This window comes from Mesorhizobium sp. M7A.F.Ca.CA.002.05.1.1, assembly GCF_003998335.1.
Lineage (GTDB): Bacteria > Pseudomonadota > Alphaproteobacteria > Rhizobiales > Rhizobiaceae > Mesorhizobium.
On the sequence record NZ_RZQI01000420.1, the window covers coordinates 1 to 5,059 of the forward strand.

4 protein-coding genes are annotated in these 5,059 nt (G+C 63.8%); all 4 read left to right on the top strand.

All coding sequences use genetic code 11. The annotated features are described in order from the left end of the window. The coding region (locus EN939_RS20370; protein ID WP_127269421.1) for a PDZ domain-containing protein at window positions 1-1,061 on the top strand (1,061 nt) is incomplete at its 5' end. 353 nt (window positions 1,062-1,414) lie between these two features. Next, the gene (locus EN939_RS20375) at window positions 1,415-2,089 is read left to right on the top strand and encodes a response regulator transcription factor (RefSeq protein ID WP_023812818.1); all 675 of its coding nucleotides are present in this window, start codon (window positions 1,415-1,417) and stop codon (window positions 2,087-2,089) included. Window positions 2,090-2,096: 7 nt separating this feature from the next. Beyond that, on the top strand, window positions 2,097-3,575 hold the full coding sequence (locus EN939_RS20380) for a sensor histidine kinase (RefSeq protein WP_127269422.1): 1,479 nt from the start codon (window positions 2,097-2,099) through the stop codon (window positions 3,573-3,575). Further along, the coding region (locus tag EN939_RS20385) for a bifunctional [glutamine synthetase] adenylyltransferase/[glutamine synthetase]-adenylyl-L-tyrosine phosphorylase (RefSeq protein ID WP_127269423.1) at window positions 3,575-5,059 on the top strand (1,485 nt) is incomplete at its 3' end. The genes EN939_RS20380 and EN939_RS20385, both read left to right, overlap by 1 nt.

The window sequence follows — 5,059 nt, forward strand, 5'->3', positions numbered from 1 at the left end:
CCGTGGTGATGCATGACGGCAAGGAACTCGACGCCAAGCTGGTCGGCACCGACCCGCGCACCGATCTCGCCGTGCTCAAGGTCGACGGCGTCGGCAAGTTTACCTATGTCGACTTCGCCGATGACTCCAAGGTTCGCGTCGGCGACTGGGTGGTGGCCGTCGGCAATCCGTTCGGCCTTGGTGGAACCGTCACCGCCGGCATCGTCTCCGCCCGCGGCCGTGACATCGGCGCTGGCCCTTATGACGACTTCATCCAGATCGACGCATCGGTCAACCGCGGCAATTCTGGCGGTCCGACCTTCAACCTCAACGGCCAGGTCGTCGGCATCAACACCGCGATCTTCTCGCCATCCGGCGGCAGCGTCGGCATCGCCTTCGACATTCCCGCTTCGACCGCCAAGCAGGTCGTTCAGGACCTGATGAAGAGCGGCTCCGTGCAGCGCGGCTGGCTCGGTGTGGAAATCCAGCCGGTCACCTCCGACATCGCTGAGTCGCTTGGTCTGAAGTCCAACAACGGCGCACTGGTTTCCAGTGCCCAGGATGATGGTCCCGGCAAGAAGGCGGGCATCACGGCCGGTGACGTGATCACCCAGGTCGACGGAAAAGATGTCGCTTCGCCGAAGGAACTGGCCCGGCTGATCGGCGCCTATTCGCCTGGCAAGTCGGTCGACGTCACCGTGTGGCGCGACGGCAAGAGCCAGACGGTCAAGGTCGATCTCGGCAAACTGCCCTCGAGCGACAAGCAGGCCTCTGTCGACCAGCAGCAGCCCGCCGCCCCGGCCAAGCCCGACACGCTGGCTGATCTCGGCCTGACCGTTACCAAGTCTGAAAACGGCAAGGGACTGGTGGTGACCGATGTCGATCCCGACAGCGATGCCGCCGATCGCGGTATCCAGCCAGGCGACGTCATCACATCGGTCAATTCGACCGAAGTGAACGGCACCGACGACGTCACCAAGGCGATGACCGATGCAGTCAAATCCGGCCGCAAGGCAGTGCTGATGCAGATCACCCGCGACGACACCAATCGTTTCGTCGCGCTGCCCGTCGCCAAGGGCTGAGGTCAGCCCCGGAGCGTTCTCTCGGCCTTTCCAGGGTGGGTGAGGGCGTTTCGGCGGCAGGTTGGGCTTTTCCAGTGCGGCAGTTTCAACACCCCCGAGCCGCCGTACGGGAAAGCATGGAGGAGCGCGCGTTAGTCAGTCATCGCGCCTTCCCCCGGCGGCAGCGGGCTTCCCATCGTCCGCTGCCGCACACTTTCAAAAGCGCTTCCGCGATCCGACGCAAAATGACATCGGCAGCGAGCAGCTTTATCTCGCACGGCTTCGGGCAATCTTGATCGCGGTGCGCTTTGGCAAAGGCCACAATGCAGATGTCTGCCACTCAACCTTCCGGCGAAATCGCGTATAACAGCCCTATGAAGATTCTCGTCATAGAAGACGATCGCGAGGCTGCGGACTACTTGCAGAAAGCCTTTGCCGAGGCCGGTCACACTGCTCATGTCGCCGGTGACGGCGAAACCGGCTTTGCGCTCGCCGACGCCGGCGACTACGACGTGATGGTGATCGACAGGATGATGCCGCGTCGCGACGGCCTGTCGGTCATTGCCGGTCTCCGGTCCAGGGGCAACACAACGCCGGTGCTGATCCTCTCGGCGCTCGGCGAGGTCGATGACCGGGTCACGGGTCTGCGCGCCGGCGGCGACGATTACCTGACAAAGCCCTATGCCTTCTCCGAGCTTCTCGCCCGCGTCGAGGTTCTGAACCGGCGCGCCAGCGCCAAGGAAGCCGAAACCGTCTACCGCGTCGGCGATCTCGAACTCGACAGGCTGTCGCATTCGGTCCGCCGTGCGTCACGCGAGATAACGCTGCAGCCGCGTGAATTCCGATTGCTCGAATATCTGATGCGGCATGCCGGCCAGGTGGTAACGCGCACCATGCTGCTGGAAAATGTCTGGGACTACCATTTCGATCCGCAGACCAATGTCATTGACGTCCATGTCTCCCGGCTGCGCGGCAAGATCGAGAAGGGCTTCGACAAGCCCATCCTGCATACGGTTCGCGGCGCCGGCTATATGCTGAAGAGCGGCTAGCTGCGGCATGGCTCTTTCCGTGCCAGCCATCATGAAGACAACGGCAGCGCGGCTTTCGGCGCTCTACCTCCTGCTCTTCGCGCTCTGCGCGGTGGCGCTCGTCTTCTATATGACCTCGTTGTCGGCGCGCATGCTGACCGGGCAGACACAGGACACCATCAATGACGAGGTGCTCGGTCTGGCTCGCGCCTATCAACGCGGCGGTCTGCCGGTGTTGGTCCGTGTAGTCGAGGCCCGCTCGCGCCAGCCCGGCGCCAACCTCTATCTGATCGCCGACGCCAACGGACAGATCCTGACCGGCAATGTGCAGAGCCTGGAGCCGGGCGTTCTCGAAACCGAAGGCTGGACCAGCAGTCCGTTCTCTTATCAGCGTTTTGGCGAGGGAGAGCTCGAGCGCCTGCGCAACCTTCCCGCCGAGCAGGGCACCACCACCCAATCCGAGCAGAACGATGCGCAGGCGCAGGGCGAAAAGGGCCACAACGCCATTGCGCTGGTGCTGCGGCTGCCGAACCAGATGATCATGCTGGTCGGCCGCGACCTTGGCGAGCCGGAGCGGTTTCGTGCGGTCATCCGCCGTGCGCTGATGCTGGCGCTCGGCATGATGGGGCTGGGCGGATTGCTGATCTGGTTTTTTGTCGGTCGCGCCGCGCTGAAGCGCATCGACAGCGTGTCGGAAGCCAGCCGTCGCATCATGGGCGGGGATCTGTCGGGCAGGCTGCCGGTGACGGGGGTTGGCGATGAGTTCGACCGGCTCTCCGAAAATCTCAATGCCATGCTGGCCAGGATCGCCACGCTCAATGAAGGCTTGAAGCAGGTTTCCGACAACATCGCGCATGATCTGAAGACGCCGCTGACCCGGCTCCGCAACCGGGCCGAAGCGACGCTTTCGGGCAAGCAAAAGCCCACCGACTACCGGCGGGCACTGGAAGGCACCATTGCCGAGTCGGACCAGTTGATAAAAACCTTCAACGCCATCCTGATGATTTCCCGGCTGGAAGCTGGCTACTCCTCGGAGAACACCAACCGCGTCGATCTGGCGGAGGCCGTGCGCGATGTCGTCGAACTCTACGAGCCGGTGGCGGAAGAGGCAGGCGTGTCGCTGGAAGCAGACGCGCCCGAGGCGGTGTCCGTCAACGGCAACCGCGAACTGATCGGTCAGGCGCTGTCGAACATCGTCGACAACGCCATCAAATATTCGACCGGTGCCAATGCCCAGCCGGCGGTGCGCGTCACGCTCGAGCGAGCCGGTACGGACGTTCGCCTGTCTGTTGCCGACAATGGACACGGCATTCCCGACGATGGCGACCGGGCGCGGGCCACGGAACGTTTCGTGCGGCTGGAGAAGAGCCGTTCGCAGCCGGGTTCCGGTCTTGGCCTCAGCCTCGCCAAGGCGGTCATGACGTTCCACAATGGCCGGCTTGAACTCTTGCCTGGCAATCCCGGATTATCCGTGGTCATGAGTTTCCCAGCACGGGAGGATCACTGATGAGCACGGCTGCGAGGGCGAAAGATTGGCTGCTGAAGCCGGCGACCAGCCTGGCTCCGCTGGACGAAGACCGTGCGCGGCTGGAACTGGCCGAGATCGCTTCCGCGGCGCGCGAAGAAGGACTGACGCGGCTGGCCAAGTTCCTGGCCGGCAAGGGCGAGGGCCAGGATTTCCTTGCTGCCGTCTTCGATCTGTCGCCGTTCCTGCGCGATACCGCACGTCGCCGGCCGCAAATCCTGGACGGGCTGTTCGAGCAGACGATCGAGGCTCGACTGAAGGTGATCGGCGCCGCCATCGACCAGGTGCATCTAGCCGAAGCAGTCTCGGAATCCGGCTTGATGATGGAGCTGCGCCAGTGGAAGGCGGAGGCGCATTTCCTCATCGCGCTGGCCGATCTTGCCGGCGAGGCCGAAACGGCGCTGACGGTCCGGCGGTTGAGCGACCTCGCAGACGCCTGCACCCGCGCCGCCGTCGACTTCCTGCTGCGCGACGCGCATAGCGAGGGCAAACTCAAACTGCCGGATGTCGGCAATCCGTCGAAACAGTCGGGCTGGATCCTGCTCGGCATGGGCAAGCTCGGCGCGCATGAGCTGAATTTTTCCTCCGACATCGATCTGGTGGTTTTCTTCGATCCGGAAGCGCCCGCCGTCGTCGATCCGCTCGACGCCACCGAGTTGTTTTCGAGGCTGACGCGCCGCCTGGTGCGCATCCTGCAGGACCGCACCGAACACGGTTATGTCTTCCGCACCGATCTGAGACTGCGCCCAGACCCCGGTTCGACACCGCTGGCGATCCCGGTCGAGGCGGCACTGCGCTACTACGAGGCGCGCGGCCAGAACTGGGAGCGCGCCGCGATGATCAAGGCACGCCCGGTGGCGGGCGATCTGGCCGCGGGTGCGGCCTTCCTCAAGGAGTTGCAGCCCTATATCTGGCGCAAATACATGGACTACGCGGCGATTGCCGACGTCCATTCGATCAAGCGCCAGATCCACGCCCACAAGGGCCATGGCGAGATTGCGGTCAAGGGCCACAACGTCAAGCTTGGCCGCGGCGGCATTCGAGAGATCGAGTTCTTCGTCCAGACCCAGCAGCTCATCGCCGGCGGACGCTTCCCTGAACTGCGTGGCCGCGAGACCGTGCCGATGCTCGGCGAGCTTGCGACCGGCGGCTGGATCACCGCCGAGGCGCGCGATGCGCTTGCCCGCCAGTACTGGTTCCTGCGACGCGTCGAACATGCCGTGCAGATGGTTGCCGACGAGCAGACGCACACGCTGCCGGAAGATGATGAAGGCTTGGAGCGTATCGCACGCATGCTCGGCTTTGCCGATGCTTCTGCCTTTTCTCAAGCGTTCCGTGCCTCGCTGCAGCAGGTCGAACGTCACTACGCGGCACTGTTCGAAACAGCACCCGAACTGTCGACCGGCATCGGCAACCTGGTCTTCACCGGCGATGTGGACGATCCCGATACGCTGCAGACCTTGCAC